The following is a 22,783-nucleotide window of genomic DNA, read 5'->3' as shown; positions in this document are numbered from 1 at the left end:
GAAGAAGCCGCCTTCCCTCCCGCGCCCAGTCTATCGCCGGGGCCTCGCGCGCTTCCAAGCCCCGTCGAGCGACACTTCCCGGCGGGCATCCGCCAGGGCTTCAGATTTCCGCTATCCCGTCCCGCTCGGCCCAACCCTCCAGGCCATTGGGGAGGCGGATGCGGACGAAGCGGCCCGTCTCCTCCAGGAGCCGCACCTTGAGGCCGGCGTGGACCTCGAAGATGGAGCGGGCGCCGGGCTGGGGCAGCTCGCGCGCCACCAGCGTGGGGGCCAGCACCACGGCCTCGTGCACCGTTTCGTCCACCCATGCATGCGTGGCGAGGAGCAGCCCCGAGGGCACCGCCACCGCGAAGAGCAGCGCGGCCACCACCCCCACCCCCGTGCGCCGGCCCGGGCGGAGCGCGCGCCACAGCAGCACCAGGGCGAAGGCCGCCACCCAGGTACCGAGGAAGGTCCACGCCACCACGTTGCCATCCGTGGCCGCCGCCACGCGGGGAAGGAACTCCTCCTCCGCCGTGGCGCCCACCACCTTGTCCACCTGGCGCGCGCGGGCCACGGACAGGTTGGCCTCCAGGTCCGGCGCGCGGCTGCCTTCCTTCTTCGCCTGCTCCAGGGCCAGCACCGCCCGGCCCAGGTCTCCCCGCGCCAGGTGCGTGGTGCCCAGGTTGTAGAGCACGTCCTGCCCACCATGGCCGTTCGTCAGCAGCTTCTCGTAGCCCGCCTGCGCCGCCGCGTAGTCCTCGCGCGCGTACGCCTCGTTGGCCTTCAGGAAGACGTCCTGCGCCTCTTCCGGCGTGTAGTAGCCGCTCACGCCCAGCCCTCCATGGCCGCCGCCGCGGCGTCCATCACCTTCTGACGCTCGGCGGGGTTGCCTCCGCCGCCATAGCGGCCGAGGTCACACGCCTCCAGCACGAACAGCACCTTCGAGCGCCGCTCCGCATCCGCGCCAGCCGCCGTCAGCCGCTCGGCGAGCACGTCGCGCGTGAGGCCGCCCACCGGCACGCCCAGGCGCGCCTCCAGGAAGCCATGCACCGCCTTCTCCACCTCTCCGTAGAAGGCCCCCACGTTGCCGCCTCCCTGCAGCTTCTCCGCTTCCGCCAGCCGCTTGCGCGCGGCCTTCGCCTGCTGCCGGCCGCGGTCCGCCTCCGTGCGGGTGGCCAGCTTCCCGCGCACCCCGCCGATGAGGGCCACGCCCAGCAGCAGCCCCAGCGGCGCCAGCACCGCCGGAAGGAAGAAGCTCCGCTTCCAGGGCGGCTCGGACGGCGTCACGAAGCGCGCCTGGTAGCGCACCGGCCGCAGCCCGCCCGCCGTCAGCACGTTCTTCTGCTCGTTGGCCGCATCCGCCACCTGCGACGGCGACGCGGGCAGCGCCGACACACCGCCCGCGCCCGCCTCCACCGTAATCGTCACCGGGTCCGTGCGAGCGACGTCGTACGACTGCGCACGCGGGTCGAAGAAGGGGAACTCCAGCGCGGGCAGCGTGAAGGTGCCCGTGCGCTGCGGCATCACCAGGTACTCCACCACGCGGCGGCCCTGCACGCGGTTGCGCTGCGGCGCCACCTTGTCGGTGGTGGTCGGGTCATAGATTTTGAGCGCGGCCGGGCCGGTGAGCTTCGGCGGGGTGACGTTCTTCACGTTGCCCACGCCCTCCAGGATGACCTTCACCGTGACGGGCTGGCCCAGCTCCACGCGCGTCTGCGACACGTCCATGGACAGCCGCCAGCTCCCCACGTGCGCGTTGGACATGCCCGGCGGAGCGCCCGGCGGCAGCGGCTTCACCTTCACCTTCAGCCCGTTGGAGACGCGGTGCACGCGGTGGCCCGCGAAGAGGAAGCCGGTGGTGATGTCCGCCTCGGCGGGGGTGATGGACAGCGCGCCGGCCTTCACCGGGAACAACGCGCGGCGGCGCAGCAGGTAGGCCCGGTATGGGATTCCGTCGACAATCTTCTGCTCACCGGACAGCTGCGTGGGGCTCTCCACCTCCTCCGTCCAGAAGCCCTCCAGCTTGGGCATGGTGACGGAGTCCACGCTGGACAGGTCCACCCGCGAGTAGATGAAGAGCGACAGCGTCAACTGCTCGCCCACGAAGACCTCGTCCCGGTCCAGGCTCGAGCGCAGGAACAGGTCCGAGTCTCCGCGCGGAATCGTGGGCTCGTCCTCCTCCAGCGCGTCCCCGAACGGGTCCGGCCTCTGCGTGGAGGGAGCGCTCGCGAACGGGTCCGGCAACGAGCTCCCGGACTGACTGGAGGGCGGCGACGAGCCCAGCCGGCCCGCCCTCACGGAAACCTCCACCGGCTGCGTCCTGTACGTCTTCCCGCGCACCGTGATTTGCGAGGGCGGAATCTTCAGCCTGCCGGCGCGATTGGCCCGCATCACCAGCGTGTACCGGGTGATGTCCTGGATGACGGCCGGGCCGCCACCCGACAGCGAAATCGAGCGCTGGCTGCTGCGTGAGCTGGAGAGGACCTCGAAGTCGTCCGACTCCGGCAGTTGCACCTGTGCGTTGGGCGGCGCGTCCACCACCACCACCGTCAGGCGGAACGGGTCCTGGCTCCCGACCTCTTCGCGGTCCACCGTCTGGTAGAAATCGAGGTCGTCGTTCGCCCAGGCCGGCGCAGTGGCCAGCAGGGCGAGCACGGCCAGCATGGCCCCGCGGGCGCTACCAGTCCTTCTCATTGGGCTTCCTCTGCTTCTTCTTCTGCTGGAAACGCCAGAGCTGGAGATTCCGCTCGTTCTGCTTCATCGCATCCAGCAGGCGCTCCGCTTCCTGCCGGTCCAGGTCCGCCGGGCTCATCCCGCCATCCGCGGCGTCCTCCGCGTCCTCTTCTCCCGCACTGCCGCCGTCACTGCCACCGTCCTGGGAGTCCCCCTCGCCGTCGTCCTGTCCACCATCCGCGCCGCCGTCCGAGCCGCCATCGCCCTTCTGCTCCGGCCCCTGCTCTCCACCGTCCCCGCCCCCATCCGCGCCGCCGTCGCTGCCGCCATCCCCCTGGCCGCCATCCGCGCCGCCGTCCGAGCCGCCATCGGCACTGCCACCGTCGGCGCCGCCATCCGCGCCGCCGTCCGTGCCTCCATCCTGGGGCGTGCCGCCATCGCCCTTCTGCCCACCGTCAGCGCCCGAGTCCGGACGCCCGCCGTCACTGCCACCGTCGGCGCCTCCATCCGCGCCGCCGTCGGGCTGGTTCTGCTGGGGCGGAGGCAGGTTGCGCAGCACCACCTCGTAGTTGTGGCGGGCCTGCACGTCCTGCGGGTCCAGCGTGAGCGCGCGCCGGTAGGACTTCAGCGCCTCCTGCCGGTCTCCCGTCGTCGCGTGCAGGTTGCCCAGGTTGTACCAGGCCTTCTGCCGCAGGTCGGGCCGGTTGGACTCCGTCACGCCGCGGAAGACCTCCTGCGCCTCGGGAATCTTCCCCAGCTTGGCCAGCGCGTCCGCGCGGTTGAAGTCCACCGCGGGGTCATTCGGCAGCTCCTTCTTCGCCGCCTCGAAGGCCGCGAGCGCATCCTCGAAGCGGCCCGCCGTGTACGCCTCGCGTCCCTGCTGCACCAGCGGATGGTCCTTCTCCAGCGGCCCCGCCGCCCCGGCGGACGACGGCAGCGCCAGCGCCACCACCAGCGCCCAGGCCAACAGGCGCGCCGCGTTCCCACGCGACTCCATGCCCCGCTCCGCGCTCACGACGAAGACCTCCGGCGCGAGGACGGCAGCAGCAACATGCCCAGCGCGAGCAGCGCCAGCCCCGGAATGGCGAAGGACTGGAAGCGCTCGTCGTAGCGGACCGTCACCCGGCTCTCCAGCTCGCTCTTCTGCATCTGGTCGATGCGCTCCACCACCTGCGCCATGGCCACGCCGCGCGGCTGGAAATAGAAGGAGCCCCCGGAGGCCTCGGCGATGGCTGTCAGCCCCGCGCGGTCCAGCCGCGTAATCACCGTGTCTCCCGCCGCGTCCTTCTTGTAGTCCACGAACTCGCCCCGCCTGTCATAGACGGGGATGGGCTCGCCGGACTCGGAGCCCACGCCCACCGCCAGCACCGGGACGCCCGCCTCCTTCAGCGCCTCGCTGGCCTCGGCCACTTCGCCGAAGAGGTCCTCGCCGTCCGACAGCAGCACCACCACGCGCTCCTTCGAGCCGCGGTCCGCGTTGTCCAGCACCTGCTTCGCCAGCTTCAGCGCCGCGCCCACGTTGGTGCCGCCCTGGGGCATCACCTCCGGGTCCACCGCGCGCAGGAACAGCTTCACCGCCGAGTAGTCCGACGTCAGCGGCGACTGGATGAACGCGTCGCCCGCGAACACCACCAGGCCCACGCGGTCGCCCTTCAGCTCGTCCAGCAGCGTCGTCAGCTCCAGCTTCGCGCGCTCCAGGCGGCTGGGCTGCACGTCCCGCGCGAGCATGGACTTGGACGCGTCCAGCGCCACCACCACGTCGATGCCCCTGCGCTTGGTCAGCTCGCTCTTCGTGCCACACTGCGGCTGCGCCAGCGCGAAGCCGAAGAGGGCCAGCCCCAGCCCATACAGGCCGCTCTGCATGGACGGACGCCACACGGAGACGCCCGGGGTGAAGCGCTCCGCGTGACGCTCGTTCAGCAGGGCGCGCACGCGGCTGCGACGGCGCAGCGCTCCCACCAGTGCGAGCAGGCCCAGCAGCACGCCCAGCACCATCAGCAGCAGGTAGAACGGCTGCGCCAGTCCCGCCTGGTAGCCGAGCACGGTGAAGCGCCAGGGTTCCACGGGCGTCACGGGAAGACCCTCAGGAAGGACGCGCGCAGGAGCAATTCCAGCGCCGCGAGGCCGAAGGCGGCCAGCAGGAACGGATGGAACTCCTCGCGGTAGGTGGCGCTGGCGCCGCCCTCCATCAGCTTCGAGCGCTCCAGCGAGTCGAGCACCTTCTGCAGGCCCGCGCGCAGGCCTTCGGGGTCCGTGGCGCGGTAGTACTCGCCGCCGGTGCGGTCCGCGATGTCCTGCATCAGCTCCGGGTTGATGGGAATCTCCGTCTCGCGCCACACGGTGTTGCCGAACAAGTCGGTGCCCTGCGGGAAGGGCACCTTGCCGCCCTTGCCCACCAGAATCGTGTAGATGGGCACGTTGAGCGCCTGGGCCATGTTGGCCGAGTCCATGGGGCTGATCTTCCCGGCGTTGTTGTCGCCGTCGGTAATCAGCACCACCACGCGGCTCTTGGCCTCCGAGTCGCGCAGGCGGTTGAGCGAGGTGGCCAGCGCGTCACCAATGGCCGTGCCGTCCTCCAGCACGCGGGTGCGCAGCTGCTTGATGACCTCCTTCAGCACGCCGTAGTCCAGCGTCAGCGGCGCCTGCGTGTAGGCCGCGCCCGCGAACACCACCAGGCCGATGCGGTCATTCACCCGGTTGGCGATGAACTCGCTGAGCACCTCCTTGGCCACGTGCATGCGGTTCTGCGGGCGGAAGTCTCCGGCCTCCATCGACGTGGACAGGTCCAGCGCCACCACGATGTCGATGCCCTCCACCGACAAGTCCCGCACGCGCGAGTCGCGCCCCTGCGGCCGGGCGATGGCGAGGATGGCCGCCGTCACCGCCGCCGCGCGCAGCAGCGGGAGCAAGGGCAGCAGGTACGTGCGAAAGCCCTTGCGGCTCCGGCCGAAGACGTGCGCTCCGGAGAAGCGCAGCGTGGCGCGGGCGCGCCGCTCCCGCCAGGCCTGCACCAGCAGCATCGGCACGAGCAGCAGCCCCCAGAGCGCCTCGGGGTTATTGAACGCGGGGAGCGGCGGCATTGACGGGAGCCTGGGGCGGCGGGGGCGGGACGTACGTCTTGTCGAGGAGCGCGTAGGCGAAGCCGAGCGCGTCGCGGCAGGACTCGGGAGAGGCATCCGCGCGCGCGTACTTCACCATGTCCGACTCGGACACGAAGCGCATGAGCGCGGCCTCGGGGAGGCCGGGGGTGGGCAGGCGGCGCAGCGAGGCCATCAGCTCGGAGCTGGTGCACTCCAGCGCCTCGAAGGCGTAGCGCTCACCGAGGTAGCCACGGATGATTTCGGACAGGCGGAAGTAGTAGTCCTTCACGTGGCCGCGCGCGGGCAGGTCCTCGGCCTTGAGCGCATCCAGCGCCTTGCGGGTGCGCACGTCCAGCGGCAGCGGCGGCACCACCACCACGTGCTTCGGGCGGTTCTTCCACCAGCGCCACAGCGCCCAGGCCAGCAGGCCCGCCGCCAGCACGCCCAGCACCGTCAGCACCAGCTGCCACGAGCGGATGGGCACCTCCTGCGGCGGCTGGTAGTCGAACAGCTCCGCGCCCTGCCCGTCCGCGTCCGCCGGCAGCGTGGACGTCACGTCCACCTCGCGGCCCGGCAGGGAGAACTTCTTCGGCCCGTCCGGCGTGGCCACGTCGAAGGTGAGCGCCGGCACCTGCACCGTGCCCAGCGCGAAGGCGGACATGCGCACGCCAAAGGTGGTGGTGGCCGAGTCCGGCCCGTCCTGGCGCTGGCGCGTCTGGTCCAGCAGCTCGAAGTCGCCCGTCTCCTTGGGCAGCACCAGCTCGTAGCGCTGGTCCTTCGGGTGGGTGAGGACCACCTCGTAGACGAACGGGTCGCCGATGCGCACCTGCTTCGGCTCCACGCGCACCGACACGTCCTGAGGCTGCACCGCCTCGTCCGCGGGCGCGCCGGGGGGCTGCGCGCCCCACGCCGGCAGCGCGGCCATCCACAGCAGGGCCAGCAGGGGCAGGAGCCGCTTCACGCCGCCATCCTCCGGGCCCGCGCGCGGAAGAACTGCGCGAGCGCCTTGCCGTGGTCATCGCCGGCCCGCAGCTCCACGTGGTCCAGCTCCAGCTTCTTGAACAGCTTGCGGCGCTCGTCGCGCGCGGCCTGCATGGCGCGGGCGAAGCGGCCCCGCACGCGCGGGTCGCTGGTGTCGACGACGAAGCGCTCACCCGTCTCCGGGTCCTCCATGTCCACCAGCCCCATGCGCGGGAAGTCCGCCTCCATCGGGTCTTCCACCACCACCGGCACCAAGTCGTGCTTGCGCCCCACCAGCCGCAGCGGCTTCTCGTAGTCGCGCGCCATGAAGTCGGAGATGAGGAACGTGACGGCCTTCCGCTTCGCCACCTGTCGCAGGTAGGTGAGCCCCGTGGCCAGGTCCGTCCCCTTCCCCTGCGGCTTGAAGGTGAGGATGTCGCTCACCAGCCGCAGCACGTGCGTGCGGCCCTTGCGCGGCGGCACCACCTTCTCCACCCGGTCCGAGAAGAGGATGAGCCCCACCCTGTCGTTGTTGGCAATGGCGCTGAAGGCAATCTGCGCGGCGACCTCGGCGGCAATCTCCGCCTTGGTGCGGTCCTTCGAGCCGAACTCCTTGGAGGCGGACACGTCCACCAGGAGCATCACCGTCAGCTCGCGCTCCTCGGTGAAGACCTTGACGTAGGCCTCGTTCATGCGCGCGGTGACGTTCCAGTCGATGATGCGGATTTCGTCACCGGGCTGGTACTGCCGCACCTCGGAGAAGGCCATGCCGCGGCCCTTGAAGACCGAGTGGTACTGACCCGCGAGCATGTCGGAGACCACCTTGCGGGTGCGAATCTCCAGCTTGCGGATGCGGCGGATGAGGTCCTTGGGGAGCACGGGCGTGTCAGGGGACTTCGACGCGGTCGAAGACGCGCTGGATGATCTTCTCCGCGGTGAGCTCCTCGGCCTCCGCCTCGTACGTCATGGCGATGCGGTGGCGGAGCACGTCGAAGGCAATCGCCTTCACGTCCTCGGGGGTGACGAAGCCGCGGTGGCGCAGGAAGGCGTGGGCGCGGGCGGCCTGGGCCAGGGAGATGGTGGCGCGCGGTGAGGCGCCGAACTGGATGTAGTCCGCCAGGTCCTTGAGGCCGTACTTGTTGGGCTCGCGCGTGGCGAACACCACGTTGAGGATGTACTCCTTCACCTTCTCGTCCATGTAGATCTGGTGGACGAGCTCGCGGGCGCGGACCAGGTGCTCCAGGTTGATGACCTTCTGTGCCTTGGGCGTGGTGCCCCCGGACATCCGGTCCATGATGACCTTCTCTTCATCCCGCGTGGGGTAGCCCACCTTCACCTTGAGCATGAAGCGGTCCACCTGCGCCTCGGGCAGCGGGTAGGTGCCTTCCTGCTCAATCGGGTTCTGGGTGGCCAGCACGAGGAACGGAGAGGGCAGCCCGAAGGACTGGTCGCCGATGGTGACCTGGCGCTCGGCCATGGCCTCCAGGAGGGCGGACTGGACCTTGGCGGGGGCGCGGTTGATTTCGTCCGCGAGGACGATGTTCGCGAAGATGGGGCCCTTGCGGACGGTGAAGTTCGCCGCCTGCTGGTTGTAGATCATCGTGCCCACCACGTCGGCGGGCAGCAGGTCCGGCGTGAACTGGATGCGCATGAAGGTGGCGCTGAGCGCGTCCGCCACGGTGCGCACGGTGAGCGTCTTGGCGAGGCCGGGCACGCCCTCCAGCAGCACGTGGCCGTTGCAGAGCAGGCCGATGAGGATGCGCTCCAGCATGTAGCGCTGGCCGACGATGACCTTGCCGGTCTCCTGGTTGAGGACCTCGACGAAGCTGCTTTCCTGCTGCACGCGCTCGGTGAGCGCGCGGATATCCGTGTTCATGTCGCCTCGTGTCGGACTGGCGGCGGGCAGCCTAGGGGTTCCCGGGCATCGGGCTCAACACCGCAGAAGCCCGGCCATTCCAGTAAGTTGCGCGTCCGACCGCCCCTGATGGAGCGCCCCTTCCCATGTCCCACCCTCCCCCGTCCCGCCTCCCGCCGTTCCACTCCGGGTGGAAGCCGGCCCGTCCCGTGCGTCCTGGGGGGCGCCCATGAAGGCCCCGGCGAAGGCTCCGGCGGTGGGCGCGGTGGAGGCGGGGCTGCTGGGGCAACTGGCCCCGGCCGTGACGGCGACGGTGCGCTGGCTGCCGGGCGGCGGGGCGTTGCGGGTCCTGGAGGGTGGAAAGGGGCCCACGGTGGTGCTGCTCCATGGGCGGGGCGGGGCGGCGTCCACGTGGTTCGTCTACCTGACGGCGCTGGCCCGGGGGCACCGGGTGCTGGCGGTGGACCTGCCCGGCTTCGGGATGTCCTCGGCGCCCGAGGGGGCCATGGACTCGGCGGAGGACGGGGTGCGCTTCTTCACGGAGCCGGTGGAGGAATTGCTGCTCCAGCCAGGCACGGGGCCGGTGGCGGTGGTGGGCCACTCGCTGGGCGGGCTGGTGGGGCTGGAGCTGGCGCTGCGCGGCCGGGTGCCGGTGGAGCGGCTGGCCCTGGTGGATGCGATGGGGCTGGGGCCGGAGCTGGAGCGCAAGGCGCGCCTGTTCTTCCGTGCCGGGCCGGAGCGGCTGGCGCGCTCGCTGGGGCCGTGGGCCTGGTCCCGGCTGATACCGCCGCCTCCCACGCCGCTGGGCGAGCGGCTGGGGGCGCTGGCGTATGAGCTGCTCTCGGTGCCCGAAGGCCGGGACGCGGGGGCGCGGGCGTTCAACACGCTGGTGCCGGTGACGGGGCCGGTGTTCCACCGGCGCGAGCGATTGGGTGAGGTGAAGGCGCCGGTGCTGCTCGTGTGGGGCGAGAAGGAGGATGTCCTGCCCCTGTCTCTCGGGGAAGAGGCGGCGCGGAGGTTTCCCCAGGCGCGGCTGCTGCGCGTGGACGCCGGGCACAGCCCCCACCAGGAACACCCCGAGCGCGTGCTCCCGGAGCTGAAGGCGTTCCTGGATGAGGGATTGCCAGCTCGCGAGCAGTGACGTGAGTGCGCCGATGAAAGCCATCCAACGCGCGCACCAGCCTTTCGCCCCGTGCCCTGTCGCTGGCTCGTTCCCGGCTCGCTCGCGCACCCGTTCTGCCTTTGCTCCGTGAGTGCACGGATATCAGGATGTGAGTCAGCCCGCCGCCAGGGTTCTTCCATGGTGTGCCAGGGCTACCCCGCAAAGGCGACTCCTCATGATGAAAAGACTTGCAGTACTTCCCTCCCTTGTCCTGCTCCTGGCATGTATGGCCTGTGGAGCGGATGCGCCCGCCACGGATTCCCGGGCCCCCGACACGCAGCGCGCTGCGCTGGGAACGCCCCAGTGGCGCGCCACCGGCAGCGCGATGACCAGCCGGTACAATGCCTCGGCGACGCGGCTGGCCTCCGGGCAGGTGCTCGTCACGGGCGGCTCCAACGGTTCCACGGTGGCGGCCGCGGAGCTGTACGACCCGGCCACCGGCACCTGGACGGCCACCGGCGCGATGACCATCTCTCGCTCGGAGCACACCGCCACCCTGCTCAACAACGGCAAGGTGCTGGTGGCCAATGGCTACACCTGCTGCCTCGCGGGCGTCTATCTGGCCACGGCGGAGCTGTATGACCCGGCCACCGGCACCTGGACGGCCACTCCCACCAGCCCGCGTGCGCGCGGCGTGGGCAAGGACGTCCTGCTCGCCTCGGGCAAGGTCCTCATCACCGGCGGCGCCGCCAGCAGCTCGCCCGCAGGTCCCACCAGCAACGTGGATGTGTATGACCCATCCACCAACGCCTGGTCGGTGGGTCCGAGCCTCCTCGCCGCCCGCTACCGGCACACGGCGACGCGGCTGCCCTCGGGCAAGGTCCTGGTGGCGGGTGGCAGCAGCCGGACCACCACGCTGAGGACCGTGGAGGTGTACGACCCGGCCACCAACGCCTGGACCTCGGGCCCGCAGCTGGGACTGGCGCGCTCCAACCACTCGGCGACGCTGCTGCCCTCGGGCAAGGTCCTGGTGGCGGGCGGCGGCAGCACCCTCACCGCCGAACTCTATGACCCGGCGACCAACACCTGGGCCTACACCGGCAGCATGACGCAATCCCATTCCAGCCACCGCGCCTTCCTGCTGCCCTCGGGCAAGGTGTTCCTCGTCGACAGCTTCGGTGCCGCGGAGGTGTATGACCCGGCCACCGGGACGTGGAGCGCGACGGTCAGCATGGCGATGACCGCCCGCACCGGCGCTGCCGTGGAACTCCTGCGCTCCGGGCAGGTGCTCGTTGCCGGCGGTTACGTGTCGCCCACGGCCGGCTACACCGCCACGGCGGAGCTGTATGACGCGGGCCGCTTCACGTGGAATGTCACCGCTCCGCTCTCCACGAACCGGTGCGGACACACCGCCACCCTCCTGGACTCCGGCCAGGTGCTCGTGGCGGGAGGAAACGACAGCGCCGGCTCGCTGGCCAGCGCGGAGCTGTATGACCCCGTCGCCCGGACGTGGACGCCCGTGGGTGACATGACCGAGCCGCGCGGAAATGCCGTCGCAACCCTGTTGCCCTCGGGCCAGGTGCTCGTCGTGGGCGGCAACTTCGACAGCACCGTCACCACCTCGGAGCTGTACGACCCGGCCACCGGCACCTGGACGGCCACCGGCAGCCTGCTGACCGCGCGCGTCTACTTCACGGCGACCGTCCTGGCCTCGGGCCAGGTGCTCGTCACCGGTGGGCGAAGCGACGGCGGCATCTACCCGACCAGCACCGAGCTGTATGACCCGGCCACCGGCACGTGGTCCTCCTCGGGCAACCTCGCCACGGGCCGCATCAACCACTCCGCCGTGCTCATGAGTGACGGCCGGGTGCTCATCGCGGGCGGCCACTACCAGGTCTTCACGACCCTGTACCGGCTCGCCAGCACGGAGGTGTACACGCCGAGCACCGGGAGCTGGCTCACCACGTCGAACCTGGCCCAGGCCCGCAGCAACTTCACCCTGCACCTGCTGGGCTCGGGCAACCCGCTCGCCGTCGGTGGGCTCATGGGAACCGGCTCGTACGTCGGCCAGGGCTCGCTGGCCTCGGCGGAGAAGTTCCAGGCGGTCGGTGTCTGGGCTTCCGCGGGCAGCATGGCCACGCCACGCCATGACCACGCGAGCGCCGTGCTGCCTTCGGGCGCGGTGCTGACGGCGGGAGGAATCTGGAAGATTGGCGGCTCCAGCGTCTCCAACCTCCAGGCCAGCGCGGACCTGTACGACCCGGCCACCAACGCCTGGAAGCCCACGGCGAGCATGCTGGCCGCGCGCTCAAGCCACACGCTCACCCCGCTGCCGACCGGTGAGGTCCTCGCGGTGGGCTGCGTGAGTGGCAGCGCCCTCGCGGAAGTGTATTCGCCGTGACGTGAGACAGCGGCGCGGGCCCGGCGCGAAGCAGGCCGGGCCCGCGCTTCCCGCGGCCGTCACCCGACCCCGGACGCGTGACTCATCAGGCCAGGGGAGGAGTGGCGGAGCCGTTCTTCAGCTCCTTGCGCACCGCCTCGCTGACGCGCTCGCGGAGGGTGTCGGCGATGCGCTCGGGGTCGAGCGGGCCGTACCCTGCGCCTGGACGCCCATGCCCATGGTCCGCTCGCTCAGCATGGTGCGCAGCGCCTCCCCAGCTCGGGAGGAGGGGCGCTGGCGCTCAACACGTGGGTGCCGCCCCCACCAGGCCCCCGCCGAGCGCATGCTACCGAAGCTCAAGACGCTCCTGGACGAGGGATTGCCGGCTCGAGAGGAGTCACGGCGATGAGCCGGGGACGTATTGCCTACCGGCTGAAGCGCACGCACCGCATCTGAAGTCCACCCTGGTCAATGGCAGACCGTGTGGGTCATTCCCAGCCCACGAAGGACCTTCCTGCGCCTCGTGACTGCCGGTGAGGTGTCATTGCCTCGGCTGGGGCACCCTCTCATACGGTGTCAAGGGAGACCTCAAATACAGTTTTTGCGTATTTTAACGCACTGGCTGCTCAAGCATTTCTATACGGGTTACCACGTATTGAATGCCTTACTTGGCCCGATACACACTCATATGCGCAGTGTGCGGCACCCCATCCGACGAAAGAGAGACAAACATGTCTGATCGCAAGAACGTGAAGCCGCCCGAGCAGCAGCCGGAGAGCACCGAGACCGCGGACAGCCGTCGCGGCTTCCTCGGCAAGCTGGGCCTCGGGGCCGCGGCGGTAGTCGCGGCGGCGGCGCCGGGCACCGCCCAGGCGCAGGAAGCGGACTGCAATGACCCGGCCCAGCGCGCGCGGGAAATCGTCACGGCGTTCAACTTCAACCTGGCGGCCGGTCACAAGATGTCCAAGGACCAGGTCGTGGAGATGAGCAAGGCGGTGGATGAGACGATCAAGAACGCCGTCGTCCGGGACGTCATCGGCACGCGGCTCAAGGAATATGGCCTCATCGAGTTCAATGACATCAACGAGGTCGCCAGCAACTTCTCGCTGCACATCAACGTCAGCTGGTAGCACCCGGGCACGCTCCGGCCTTTCGCTGTCCCCAGGCTCCGGCGGTGCCCCTCGCCGCCGCGAGCCGCTCCGGGCGGGCCACCTGCCCGTCCACCGTCCCCAGTGAAGCCCGCCCCCGCACCGAGGTCCCCATGAGCACGTCTCCAACGTCCTCCCAGATGATGCCGGGCATGCCGGCCCGCGTGAGCCCCGGCAAGCTGTTCATGCCGCAGGTGTACATCATGAAGGTCGCCAGTCGGTGCAACCTCGATTGCAAGTACTGCTACATGTACAACCTGGCGGACCAGACGTGGCGCAAGCAGCCACGGAAGATGAGCGAAGAGGTGCTGCGCGCGGTGGCCCGCAAGGTGGCGCTCGCCGGCACGCCCGCGCAGATCATCTTTCACGGCGGCGAGCCCATGCTCCTGGGGCAGGACTACTACCGTCGCGCAGTGCAGATCTTCCGGGAGGAGTGCCCGAAGGTGCGCCTCAACTTCGGGATGCAGACCAACGCCACCTTGCTGAACGACGCGTGGGTCGACACCCTGTATGAGCTGGGCATTGGCGTGGGCGTCAGCCTGGATGGCCCGGAGGACGTCAATGACGCGAACCGGGTCTACCGCGGTAGCGGGAGTGGCAGCCACGCGGACGTGGTCGGCGCCGTCCGGCGGCTGCAGAGCAGTGAAAAGGGCAGCAAGGTGCTCGGTGGCGCGCTGTGTGTCATCAACCTGAAGCAGGACCCGCTGCGCACCTACCGCCACTTCGTGGAGCTGGGCTTCAAGCGCATCTCGTTCCTGCCCATGGACGGCACGTACGAGAGCCCGCCCCCCGGCAAGGTGGCTCCCTTCGAGGACACACCGCTGGCGGACTGGCTCATTCCCATCTTCGACGAGTGGTTCCAGAACAGCCAGGGCGTGGTGGTGTCGCTCTTCGAGCAGATCATCCAGCTCATCTTCGGCGCCCGCGGCAGCTACGTGGACCTGCTGAGCACCTACCCCAAGGCGCTGGTCGTCATCGAGACGGACGGCGGCATCGAGCCGACCGATTCGCTGAAGTCGGTGGCCGACGGCCTCACCAAGATGGGGCTCAATGTCCTGCACAACGACATGGAGGACATCTTCACCAAGGACCTCTTCCTGCACCTCCAGGCCGGCGAGGAAGGGCTGGCGCCCAAGTGCAAGTCCTGCGTCTACAAATACGTGTGCGGAGGCGGGCTGCTGGCGCACCGCTACTCCGAGCGCAACGGCTTCGACAATCCCACTGTCTACTGCGCTGACATGTACAAGCTCCTCGGCCACATTGAGCGACGCGTGGGAGAGAGCCTGAGCCCGGAGTTGATGCAGCGTCTGCGCACCGCCATGGCCAGGCCCCCGGTGGCGGCAAGGGAAGGCGGGAGCCCGCCCGCCCTTGACGCGTGAAGGTCCTGACAGGACGCACCCACGGATGCGCGGGTCCACCCGCGCGGCTCCGTTGACGCTATTTGTCGATTCGCTGCTGGACGTCGAACCGGCCCGCCATCACCTGGTGGCGCTCAATCGTCAGCGTGTCGGCCTTCAGCACGCCGCGAACCTCCAGGCCGTAGTCATTGTAGTAGGCGTCGACGGCCCGGGCCCGGAGGTCGCCTCCGATGACCACGGGGCCCTCCGTATAGAAGGTGTCGCACTCGAAGTCGCCCCCCACGAAGAGCTGGCGGCCCTGGACGTTCTCGGCCTTCCCCTTCACCTTCAGATTGCCGGTCACCATCAACGAGCCCACCTTCAGGCTCCCATCGACCTCCAGGTCGCCGTGGTGGACGTAGACATTCTTCGAGACCTTCTTGACCGTCTTCTGCCTGGGCTCCCGGGTCGAGACCTGCTTGATGAGGCCGATGCAGGCGAAGACCAGGTGCGGCCTCATGCCGCCGTGCTCTTCGATGCTCTCGTAGAGCTGGTCGATGGTGACCGAGTACTCCTCGACGAAGACACTGTCCATGAAGTCCCGGAGCGCCTCCCAGTCCCGGGCCGCCAGCCGCTCCGGCGCGGTGCCGGACAGGTAGCGGGTGACGTTCTCCTCGGAGAGCTCCTTCGCCTTCTTCGGCGGGGGCGGTCGCTCTGACTTCGTCTTCTTCAAGAGCTCGACCAGCAGGGGGACCACATTCTTGCTGTGCCTCGAGCTTCGAGCAGCGGACAGGACAGTCCGGCCGCCCGGCGTCTTTCCTCGCGGGTCCAGCCCCTTCTCGATGAGGAGCCGGACCACCCTGTCGGCTCCGAACTCCGCCGCCCGGTGCAGCGGCGTGTCGTAGCCGGCCGTCGAATGGAGGTCGGCGCCATGCTCGAGCAGGAGCTGGACCACCTCGACGTTGTTGTGCGTCACCGCGACAGCCAGGGGCGTGTGGCCATTGATGGTCTTGAAGTCGAGGCTCACTCCCTCGGAGAGGAGCCGCCGGACGCCGTCGATGAGCGCGGCATTGCCGTCCTGGGCCTTGCGCAGGATGGCGAGGTACTCGGCCTGCGGCAGCTCGACCCTGTTGTAGGTCTCGATGTAGTGCAGGTCGTTGATCTTCTGGAGGAGGGAGACCAGCTCATGCTGCTTGTCCGTCATGGCTGGGAAGTGTATGCGACCCCCGCCCGCGCCTCACTTCGAAGGTGGAGGCCGCTTCGCCGAGCTGCGCTTCCGCTTCGCGGTCAGCTTCAGCTCATCGCTCCGGCAGACCCGCACGCGGAGGAAGCGCTGGAGCTGTGAGAGCGCGAGGTCATGGTCCTCGTCACTCTCGGCGGCGCAACAGTCACTCAGCACGGTGAGCTTGTACTCGTGCATGTGCGCGTCGTGGGCACTGAAGAAGATGCAGAGGTTGGTGGCGATGCCCGCGAGGATGAGCTTCTTCGTGCCCAGGTGCTCCAGCAGGGGCACCAGCGAGGTGGCGAAGAAGGCCGAGTGCTTGGGCTTGAGGATGAAGTAGTCGTCCGGCACGGGCTTGAGGGCTCGCGCGACGTCGCGGCCCCGGATGCCTGGCCGCGTGCAGTGCTTGTAGATGTCGCTGAAGTTGCTGCGCCAGTACCCGAAGTTGTCGTTGACGTAGATGACCGGCACTCCGGCCCGCCGCATCCTCGCGGCGAAGGGCCCCAGCCGGTCCACCATCCGCAGGGCCCACGGCAGGACCTTCTCTCCACCAGGGAAGTCCAGGTCGTTGATGACGTCGATGATCAACAGCGCCGTGTCGGAGCGCTTCTCGTTCGCCCGGCTGCTTCGCGCCTTCGCCTGCTTCGTCACGTCCACCTCATCAGCGGAAAGCTATAAGAGCACGATAAGCACGGGGGCCCTGTCGCGCCCGGTGAGGAGGACGCAAGCGCGTCCCGTCGGAACGCGGACCTCCGTTCCTTTCCAAAGCCAGACACTCAAGCTGCTGCCGCTGCACCTCCCCATCCACGATGCCAGCGGCAACAGCATCGTCGTGGAGTTCATCGACGGGAAGCCGAACATCTACTCCAACCCCGTGGCCGTCCTGACCAACGACCCGCCCTTCCCGCTCCAGCTCGAGAACCTCGGAGGCTACTCGAACCTGTCGCCCTGGGATGCCAGGCCCGTGGAGATGGGTGGCAAGTCCTTCGCACCCTCGGGACACGGCAGCGGCCTGAGGGGCATGCCGGGTGGCTCGTGTACTCCATCGACCTGAAGACGCTCGACTTCGGCAAGGCCGCCGGCAAGACGTTCCCCGTGCCGACGAGCCCCACCTCCATCGACCTCACCGCGAAGCTGTCGACCTGACCTGCTCCGCGTCAGGCCTCCTGACGCGGCACGAGCGGCTGGAAGCGGGACACGCCGTCGGCGGTGTCGACACGTTCGACCTCCTCGAGGTCGAACGCGTCCGCCAGCGTCACCGACGGCGTGCACAGCAGCACCTGGGAGCGGGAGGACGCCGTGCGAGCGGACTGGACCCGGTCCCAGAGGGCGTTCGCGGGCAGGTCCAGGTCGGGCTCCTCCAGGAGGAGGACCGTGTCCCCCGTCGTGGTGAAGTCGCCGGCGGGCTGGACGCGGAAGCCGCGCAGGAACTGGCGGACGTGCCACAGCGCATTGCTGACGACGAAGCCCAGGAACCGGGCCTCCGCGTCGTCAGTGCCGCCGCAGGAGTCAGGCGTGCTCTCGGGCTCCCGGGCCGCGTAAATGGGGAGCATTGACTCCTCGTGGGGAGCGTCGGTCGACGGGTCGATGAGGCTCATCGACGCGCCCGCATGGAGGTCCAGCTCCTCCTTCGTGAGGCGCCACACGCCCTCGGGAAGGTGCCGGAGCTCCACGCGGTACATGTTGAAATCCACGCCCAGCCCCAGCCGCATGAGCCCCCGGGCGCCCAGGCCGTCCAGCACGCCGGGCCGCGCCAGATGCTGCTGGAGCCGTCCCTCGGCCAGCTCCCGCAGGAGCGTGAAGAGCGCGGCCAGGTCTCGCGTGGCAGTGCCCCGTGCATCCAGGAACACCTCCAGGGGCCGTGGGCACAGCACCACGTCGCGCAGCGAGCGGAACCCCTCGACTTCCAGCCGCGTGAGCCGGGTCAGCATGCGCTGGAGCCTATGCCACGCGCTCCCGTGCTCAGGGCTCGAATGCGACGGTGAGGAAGGGCGTGGGGTCTCTCTGTCAATCGGCGGGCGCCGCCTCAGCGGTTGCGGTGGACGATGGTCGTGTCCTGCCCGCCGACGGGCTGCGCATCTCGAGGCGGGATGAGCCGCGTCGCCTCGTCCTCCACGTCGGGAATGGGCGCCGAGGGTAGCTCGCGCGTGAGCAGGGCTTCGACCTCGGCGGGCGTGGGGTCCCTGAGCTCCGACAACGCCCGCTCGCGAGCCCACCGCTCCGCGAAGTTCTCCCGCAGCCAGCTCGTGAGGTCGACCGCTGGAAGCTGGTGCCGGACCACTTCGAGCTCACGCTGGAAGGCCTTCGCGTCGGCGTAGCGTTGCTCCGGCTGCGGGTGGAGCGCGATGTCCAGGAGGTCCCTGAGCATTCGATATGGAGCCGGCGCGTCGGGGCGCTCCAGGCGCGGAAGCCGGATGGCCCCCGACGAGACACCGGGGATCAGGCCGAAGAGCAGCTCGTACAGGACGCAGCCGAGCGCGAAGAGGTCGCCGGACACGGTGGCCTCGGCCCCCTCGCGACGCTCGGGGGGCATGTACACGAACTTCCCGATGATGCCGCCCACCTCCGTCAGGCGGCTCACGGAAGGCACCGTCACGGTTTCCGAGACGCGCTCCTGCGGCTGCCCGGAGCCATGCGCGATGCCGAAGTCGACCACCTTCACCACGCCATCGAAGGACACCACGAGGTTGTCCGCGCTGATGTCGCGATGAATCACGCCGCGCTCGTGCGCGTAGGCCAGCCCGCGCAGCGCCTGCTGGCAGATTTCGACGATGACCTCGAGCGGCAGCACGGCGCCCTTGTTCACGCGCCGGACGAGCTCCAGCACGCTCACGCCACTCAGGTACTCCATGACGATGAACCAGCCACCATCCACCTGCCCGAGGTCATAGACAGACACGAGGTGCGGGTGATGGAGGCTGGCGGCGGTGCGGGCTTCTCCGATGAAGCGGTGGAGCCGGACGGCAGGGTCCTCGTGGCCCTCCTCCAGCATCCGCTTGAGGACGACGAGTCGATGGAAGCCCGCGCGGCCCGTCCTCACCGCGAGCCACACCTCGCCCATGCCGCCGCGGCCGAGCCGCACCAGCCGGCGGTACCGATGGATGCCGGTGCCCAGGTCCGCGCCCCGGAGCGAGCGCGCGGTGAGGATGGCGAGCGCGGTGGACGCGAGCAGCAGGAACGGGAGCCCCACGAGCGCGAAGAGCGGAGGCCCCGGGCTCCAGCCGACGTCGATGGCGAGCTCACGGGCCAGGAGCGCGAGCGCACAGAGCGCGGCCACGAGCACGGCGGCGGCCATCGCGCCGCGGCGCCGCAGGAGCCGTGCCGCTTCCAGCGCCCAGGTCCCGGCCACGCACGTCGCGAGCAGCCAGAACAGCGGAAGGCTCAGGCCCGCCGTCGCCCGCGAGAGCGCCTCCGCGGTCAACCCCGTCGCCGGCAGCGTGAACACGGACCAGGAGATGTCCACCACCCGTACGACGCCGAGCGCGACGGCCACCCCCAGCATCACCCGCCGCCAGCGCGTGAGCGGCAGGTCCAGCAGCGACCACACGACGCGCAGCAGGGGGTATGGAAGGAGGACCGACGTGAGCGCGCCGAGCAGGAGCCAGGGGCGCGTGTCGGAGAACACCGCGCTGGCTTCGCGGCTGGTGAGCCCCGTGGTGAAGCTGAGCACCGCGAACCCGAGGAAGCTCGAGGCCAGCCAGAGCTGGACGCGCTGGGAGCGCACCGCCGCCCACGTCGCCGAGTGCACCAGCGCGAGCACGAAGAACGCTCCCGCGAGTGCGAGGTGTAGCATCGTGTAGGGCGTCATGGGCCGGGACGGTAGTCGACCTGTCGGCGCTTCGTGAAGACGGGTGGGAATCCTGGGACGGTGAGGTCGTGGGCGACTCGTAGTGGATGGCGGCCTGAATCCAGCCCGCCTTCACCACCAGCGAGTCCATCCATGAATCGTTCAGCGTCCCTTCTCATCCTGTCCCTGTCGGCCTGGGGCTGCGGCACCGAAGTCGCCACCCCCTCCTCCAGCGAGGTGGCCGAGGTGCTCGCCAAGCAGGGCGTGTCACTCTCCAACGAGGAGCTCCAGGCCAGCCTCTTCCATCCCAGGGAGGCCATCCTCCTGACGCTCAACGGCGACAACCGCTCCGCCCTGCTCATGCTCACGGACAAGCCGGGCGCCTGCGCCCGGTTCAAGCAGGGCAAGATCGCCCCGTGGGAGAAGGGGATTACCTTCGAGCTGGGCAAGGCGGACGGCTACACCGAGGACTGGGCCGAGGCGAATGCCCTCCCGCTCGATGCGGGCTTCTACAAGGTCGTCCACCATGACGACACCTCGGCGGGACCGTTCCAGGACCGGTGGACCATCGTCTTCACCGCCGAGCGCGACGGGCAGTGCAACAACACGAGCACCCTCGGGTCCGCGCAGTCCGGCGGCGTCTTCCTCCAGTCGCTCGACCTGGGCGCCAGCGGCGGAGGCCAGGGTGCGTACTACGTGTCCTTCGGCGCCACGGCGTCGCAGCAGCGCTTCGGCGCCTTCGAGGCCACGCCCTGCCACATCAACATCGAGGACCTGCCGCCCGTGTTCACCTGCGAGTAGCGCCTGGGGAAACGCGAGCAGTGCACGGCGCGCGCCGAGGGCCAGGTCCGCTACTTCCGTGGCGGCATCCCGGAGTCCACGGACGTGGGCTCCAACCGCTCCTTGAGTGCCTTCACGCGGCTTCGGCCCACGGGAAGCCGCGTGCCCGCCTTCAGCTCCACGGACGTGCGTGAGCCTTCTTGAGTCCACAAGCGGGCCACGTCCTGGAGGGGGACCAGATAGGAGCGGTGGATGCGCACGAAGTCCGAGGGGAGCAGGACCTCCAGTCGGTCCAGGCTCTTCTCGCTCAACTCGGTGCCACCAGCGCGCAGCACCAATTCCGCGTAGTCCCCGGCCCCCTGGATGTAGGCCACGGTCTCCAGCGGCACGCGGAGGATGCTTCCGCCCTTGCGCACGGCCAGGGTCCGCAGCGGTGCCGCGGCACGGCCCTGGACGCGCGTGAGGGCCGTGGCCAGCCGCTCGCGCGTGTAGGGCTTGGCCACGAAGTCCAGCACCCCGAGTTCGAAGGCGCGCAGGGCCTGGTCCGTGTTCGCTGAAACCACCACCGTGTGGAAGGAACCCGCCGCCGCCTCTTCCAGCAGTCGGAAGCCGTCCTCCCCCGCGAGGTTCAGGTCCAGCAGCATCAGGTCCACGGTGCGTCCGGCCAGCACCTCTCGCGCGTCCGCGAGGCTGTCGCGCACGAGGGGCGGCGGCACGCCCGGGCCCAGCAGTTCCTGGCTGAGTCGCGCCAGGCGCCGGGCCGCCAGGGGCTCGTCCTCCACGATGAGCACCTTCATGCGGGAACCTCCATCACCGTGGTCCACCCCGCCTCCGTGGGCCCGGCCTCCAGGCTCCACGCGCCAGGGAAGGTCTCGTTCAGCCGCGCTTCGAGGTAACGGCTTCCCGTGCCCTCCCCCATGCCCGCAGCCGCACGCGTGCCGGTCGGCGCGCTGAAGGTGTAGCGCCGTCGGCCTCCCGCACGCCCTTCCTGGAGGCGGAAGGTCACCGGCGCGGTGTAGCGGTTGTGGGTGAAGGCATTCTCCAGCAGGGTGTGGAGCACGGCAGGCGGCACCGTCGCTTCGCCATCCACGCCCGGGGCCTCCAGCGTGAAGGTGAGACCATGGCGGTAGCCCATGACCTCCAGGTAGGCGCGACACAGCTCCAGTTCCCGGGCCAGGGAGATGCTCCGCTCGCCCGACACGCCGAGGAGGTGCCGGTACACGGCGCCCAGCGACTCGATGAAGCGCACGGCCTGGGTGGGCTCCGTCTCCACCCACTCACTCACGGCGCCCAGGGTGTTCATCAGGAAGTGGGGCTGGATGCTGCGTTTGAGCAGCTCCAGTTGGAGGCGCTCCGACGCGCGCGTGGCGTCGTCCAGGCGCTGTTGCTGGCGGCGGAGCTGGTGGGCATGCACGCCTCCCAGGCACAGCAGCAGTCCTCCGAAGGCGATGAAGAAGCCGCGCTCGGGAAAGTCCTGGGGCGACAGGAGGTAGAGCGCCATCGCGAAGCCCAGTCCCCCCAGGGCCGCCCATGCGCCGGGTTCACGCCGAAGCCTGGCGCGCACCACGATGACCAGGGACACGACCAGGGAGAGCCCCAGGCCCAGGGCGTTCCTGCCATCGAAGCCCCGGACCGCCAGGAGGCCGAGCAGGCTCACCGCCAGCAGCCCCCACCAGGGGGCTCGGCGCGGCTCGGCGAAGGCCACGTGCAGGGTGGCCGGCAGGAGGACGGCCACGGCCAACACGAAGGCGGACAGGAGCCAGAGCCGGACGATGTGCAGTGGGTAGGGATAGCTCGCGAGCCCCCGCCACGCTTCGAGGAGCAGCAGCGCCGAGGCGGCCAGGCAGAGCAGCCCCAGCAACAGCGTGGCGCGGCTGCGCCGCTCCAGGAAGTACCGCGCAAGGTGGAGCAGCCCCATCAGCACCATGGCCCCCAGCGTGGCCAGGGACGGCACGAGCCAGAGCAGGCGGGAGCGGGCGAGCTGTGAGGCCTCACCCACCTGGAGGCGGTAGAGCATGCCGATGGGCTGGAACCCCCGATGATGCGCCGAGGCCCGTATCACCAGCAGGTGCGGGCCCGGGGTGGCGTGCTCCGGTGGCAGGGGGAGCAGCAGGTCCACGTTGCCCGGAACCTCCTCCCCGGGCGTGCGTCCCACGCGGCCGTTGCGCCCCAGGAGCGCTCCGTCCCACCAGGCCTCCCACGAGCCCAGCAGGGAAAGGGCCAGGGCGGGCGTGGGCTCCCCGGGTGCTCGCGGAGGGACGTGGACGCGGGTGCGAATCCAGAAGGGAGCTGGCCCCTCGGCGACGCGCCACATCGACACGGTGCGCCAGCCTTCACCGCCGGGAGCCAGGGCGCGTTCCACGGGGAGGTCTTCCGCGTGCACCTCGACCCGCGCCTCTTCAATCGAGGGAACGGGCGTCTGGGCCATGAGGAAGATTCCCAGGCACGCGATGAGCAGCCAGCGAGACATGACGCCA

Annotated in this window: 20 protein-coding genes; 6 read left to right on the top strand and 14 right to left on the bottom strand. The window is 69.8% G+C overall.

The genetic code is table 11. The features are described 5' to 3' along the window. Nucleotides 1-100 precede the first annotated feature (100 nt). The 8 genes from G4D85_RS09485 to G4D85_RS09450 are packed head-to-tail and all read right to left on the bottom strand — an operon-like array spanning nucleotide 101 to nucleotide 8,571. Entirely contained in the window at nucleotides 101-811 is a 711-nt protein-coding gene (locus tag G4D85_RS09485; RefSeq protein WP_164010212.1) for an SH3 domain-containing protein, read from the bottom strand. Beyond that, nucleotides 808-2,676: a BatD family protein gene (locus G4D85_RS09480; RefSeq protein ID WP_164010210.1), complete on the bottom strand. Its 1,869-nt coding sequence runs from the start codon at nucleotides 2,674-2,676 to the stop codon at nucleotides 808-810. Before G4D85_RS09480 ends, G4D85_RS09485 begins: the two co-directional genes overlap by 4 nt. Next, nucleotides 2,660-3,652: a tetratricopeptide repeat protein gene (locus tag G4D85_RS09475; RefSeq protein WP_164010208.1), complete on the bottom strand. Its 993-nt coding sequence runs from the start codon at nucleotides 3,650-3,652 to the stop codon at nucleotides 2,660-2,662. Before G4D85_RS09475 ends, G4D85_RS09480 begins: the two co-directional genes overlap by 17 nt. Before the next feature lie 14 nt (nucleotides 3,653-3,666). Then, nucleotides 3,667-4,728: a VWA domain-containing protein gene (locus G4D85_RS09470; RefSeq protein WP_164010207.1), complete on the bottom strand. Its 1,062-nt coding sequence runs from the start codon at nucleotides 4,726-4,728 to the stop codon at nucleotides 3,667-3,669. Next, a complete protein-coding gene (locus tag G4D85_RS09465) occupies nucleotides 4,725-5,735 on the bottom strand; it encodes a vWA domain-containing protein (protein ID WP_164010205.1) in 1,011 nt (336 codons plus the stop codon). Before G4D85_RS09465 ends, G4D85_RS09470 begins: the two co-directional genes overlap by 4 nt. Further along, nucleotides 5,710-6,696, bottom strand: a complete 987-nt coding sequence (locus G4D85_RS09460; RefSeq protein ID WP_164010203.1) for a BatD family protein — start codon at nucleotides 6,694-6,696, stop codon at nucleotides 5,710-5,712. The genes G4D85_RS09465 and G4D85_RS09460 overlap by 26 nt, the downstream gene beginning before the upstream one ends. Then, entirely contained in the window at nucleotides 6,693-7,574 is an 882-nt protein-coding gene (locus G4D85_RS09455; RefSeq protein WP_164010201.1) for a DUF58 domain-containing protein, read from the bottom strand. Before G4D85_RS09455 ends, G4D85_RS09460 begins: the two co-directional genes overlap by 4 nt. Before the next feature lie 7 nt (nucleotides 7,575-7,581). Continuing rightward, the gene (locus G4D85_RS09450) at nucleotides 7,582-8,571 is read right to left on the bottom strand and encodes an AAA family ATPase (protein ID WP_164010199.1); all 990 of its coding nucleotides are present in this window, start codon (nucleotides 8,569-8,571) and stop codon (nucleotides 7,582-7,584) included. 208 nt (nucleotides 8,572-8,779) lie between these two features. Between G4D85_RS09450 and G4D85_RS09445 the strand changes: the two genes are divergently transcribed. The 4 genes from G4D85_RS09445 to G4D85_RS09430 all read left to right on the top strand — a co-directional run bounded on the left by G4D85_RS09445 (nucleotide 8,780) and on the right by G4D85_RS09430 (nucleotide 14,559). Further along, on the top strand, nucleotides 8,780-9,691 hold the full coding sequence (locus G4D85_RS09445; RefSeq protein WP_164010197.1) for an alpha/beta fold hydrolase: 912 nt from the start codon (nucleotides 8,780-8,782) through the stop codon (nucleotides 9,689-9,691). 196 nt (nucleotides 9,692-9,887) lie between these two features. Next, nucleotides 9,888-12,053, top strand: coding sequence for a Kelch repeat-containing protein (locus G4D85_RS09440; protein WP_476705371.1), 2,166 nt, complete (start codon nucleotides 9,888-9,890; stop codon nucleotides 12,051-12,053). A 710-nt stretch (nucleotides 12,054-12,763) separates the two neighbouring features. Next, nucleotides 12,764-13,162 (top strand): twin-arginine translocation signal domain-containing protein, encoded by a 399-nt coding sequence (locus G4D85_RS09435; protein WP_164010193.1) that lies wholly within the window; start codon nucleotides 12,764-12,766, stop codon nucleotides 13,160-13,162. A gap of 131 nt (nucleotides 13,163-13,293) precedes the next feature. Further along, nucleotides 13,294-14,559, top strand: coding sequence for a radical SAM protein (locus G4D85_RS09430; protein WP_164010191.1), 1,266 nt, complete (start codon nucleotides 13,294-13,296; stop codon nucleotides 14,557-14,559). A gap of 58 nt (nucleotides 14,560-14,617) precedes the next feature. Here G4D85_RS09430 and G4D85_RS09425 read toward each other — a convergent pair whose 3' ends face one another. Together G4D85_RS09425 and G4D85_RS09420 are read right to left on the bottom strand one after the other, a co-directional pair. Then, nucleotides 14,618-15,721, bottom strand: coding sequence for an ankyrin repeat domain-containing protein (locus tag G4D85_RS09425; protein ID WP_164010189.1), 1,104 nt, complete (start codon nucleotides 15,719-15,721; stop codon nucleotides 14,618-14,620). A gap of 33 nt (nucleotides 15,722-15,754) precedes the next feature. Next, nucleotides 15,755-16,390, bottom strand: coding sequence for a cysteine hydrolase family protein (locus tag G4D85_RS09420; RefSeq protein ID WP_275900274.1), 636 nt, complete (start codon nucleotides 16,388-16,390; stop codon nucleotides 15,755-15,757). A gap of 61 nt (nucleotides 16,391-16,451) precedes the next feature. Between G4D85_RS09420 and G4D85_RS49235 the strand changes: the two genes are divergently transcribed. Next, entirely contained in the window at nucleotides 16,452-16,793 is a 342-nt protein-coding gene (locus G4D85_RS49235) for a linear amide C-N hydrolase (protein ID WP_240359165.1), read from the top strand. A 103-nt stretch (nucleotides 16,794-16,896) separates the two neighbouring features. On the opposite strand, the gene G4D85_RS09410 is transcribed toward G4D85_RS49235, so the two are convergent. After that, complete coding sequence (locus tag G4D85_RS09410) at nucleotides 16,897-17,670, bottom strand: AAA family ATPase (RefSeq protein WP_164010183.1); 774 nt, start codon at nucleotides 17,668-17,670, stop codon at nucleotides 16,897-16,899. 95 nt (nucleotides 17,671-17,765) lie between these two features. Then, the gene (locus tag G4D85_RS09405; protein ID WP_164010180.1) at nucleotides 17,766-19,547 is read right to left on the bottom strand and encodes a serine/threonine-protein kinase; all 1,782 of its coding nucleotides are present in this window, start codon (nucleotides 19,545-19,547) and stop codon (nucleotides 17,766-17,768) included. 132 nt (nucleotides 19,548-19,679) lie between these two features. On the opposite strand from G4D85_RS09405, the gene G4D85_RS09400 reads away from it, so the two are divergent. Beyond that, the gene (locus tag G4D85_RS09400) at nucleotides 19,680-20,327 is read left to right on the top strand and encodes a hypothetical protein (protein ID WP_164010178.1); all 648 of its coding nucleotides are present in this window, start codon (nucleotides 19,680-19,682) and stop codon (nucleotides 20,325-20,327) included. Between the two features lie 50 nt (nucleotides 20,328-20,377). On the opposite strand, the gene G4D85_RS09395 is transcribed toward G4D85_RS09400, so the two are convergent. Beyond that, nucleotides 20,378-21,103 (bottom strand): LytR/AlgR family response regulator transcription factor, encoded by a 726-nt coding sequence (locus tag G4D85_RS09395; RefSeq protein ID WP_164010176.1) that lies wholly within the window; start codon nucleotides 21,101-21,103, stop codon nucleotides 20,378-20,380. Continuing rightward, nucleotides 21,100-22,776 (bottom strand): sensor histidine kinase, encoded by a 1,677-nt coding sequence (locus G4D85_RS50215; protein ID WP_164010174.1) that lies wholly within the window; start codon nucleotides 22,774-22,776, stop codon nucleotides 21,100-21,102. The genes G4D85_RS09395 and G4D85_RS50215 overlap by 4 nt, the downstream gene beginning before the upstream one ends. Between the last annotated feature and the right edge of the window lie 7 nt (nucleotides 22,777-22,783).

Source organism: Pyxidicoccus trucidator (genome assembly GCF_010894435.1).
GTDB lineage: Bacteria > Myxococcota > Myxococcia > Myxococcales > Myxococcaceae > Myxococcus > Myxococcus trucidator.
Note: the sequence above shows the minus strand (reverse complement) of the source record. Positions and strands in the feature narration are given on the sequence as shown.